The sequence below is a fragment of the Microcystis sp. LE19-41.2A genome (genome assembly GCF_027530405.1).
GTDB classification, from domain to species: Bacteria; Cyanobacteriota; Cyanobacteriia; order Cyanobacteriales; family Microcystaceae; genus Microcystis; species Microcystis aeruginosa.
The window spans coordinates 1-1,044 of the sequence record NZ_JAPZQJ010000167.1 but is presented as its reverse complement, the minus strand read 5'-3'; the positions used below and the strand labels follow the sequence as shown (position 1 = coordinate 1,044).

Here is a 1,044-nt window from a genome sequence, read left to right as displayed (position 1 = left end):
AGACTGACTTGGTTTGACCACTGCTTTCATTTCTAAGATAATCATTGTTTATCGACCTCAAACAACTTATTTTAAGTTAACCTATACAGCAGAGATTGTCAAGATTTTAGTCGTGCTTCGCTCTTTTATATTGGTCGGGGTGAAACCCCGACATTTGAGATAAAAAACTTAACTTTTGCAAGTATTGCTGATTTTTGCTGGTTTTTGGAACCTTTTCGCTGGTAATGATGACAAGGTGAAAGGAACTTCTAGAGAACAGATTATCCCAAAATAACAAAATCGAGATTATCATCTAAGTTGGTATAGATTTTGACATCCTCACCGCCCTAAAACGGACGGCGATTCCCAAACCTCACGATTTAGGTTTCTGCTTGTGTCCCGAAGGATTTTTCGCAGCTGCCGCCCCAGTTTTACTCTGTTCTGGTCATCAGGTCGCGACCCGGACTGACACCGCAAGCCCTGCGGCCAAAATATTTTTACTAGCGTTAATATCTCGGTCATGGTGTGTTCCACAGATTGGACAATCCCACTCTCGAATATTTAACGGCATTTTTTCAGCAATATACCCGCAATTACTACATCTTTTAGAACTGGGAAACCATCTATCTATTTCGATGTAATTTCTGCCGTACCAACGGCATTTATAGGCTAATTGTCGAGTGACTTCTCCCCAGCTTACATCAGATATTGCCTGAGATAACTTGGGGTTTTTGACCATATTCTTAACGGCTAAATTCTCAACTACAATCGTTTGGTTTTCACGAACTAATTGAGTGGTTAGCTTATGTAAATGGTCTTTTCTGCTATCGGTGATTTGAGCGTGAATCTTGGCTACTTTGATTCTTGCTTTTTCCCGATTTTTTGACCCTTTCTGTTTTCTAGAAAGGCTTTTAGATGCTCTTCGCAGTCTCCGATAATGCTTTTTAAAATGCTTGGGATTAGACACTTTATCGCCATCGCTGGTAATCACGAGGCTACTAATTCCTAAGTCAATTCCGATGGCTTTATCTGTTACTGGTAGAGGCTTAATCGTTGGGTCATCAA

At 40.4% G+C, this 1,044-nt stretch carries 1 pseudogene; it reads right to left on the bottom strand.

Annotated features, from left to right (window positions below):
* Positions 1–352 precede the first annotated feature (352 nt).
* Positions 353–1,044 (bottom strand): annotated as a pseudogene (locus tag O9290_RS07150) (RNA-guided endonuclease TnpB family protein); the annotation flags it as partial.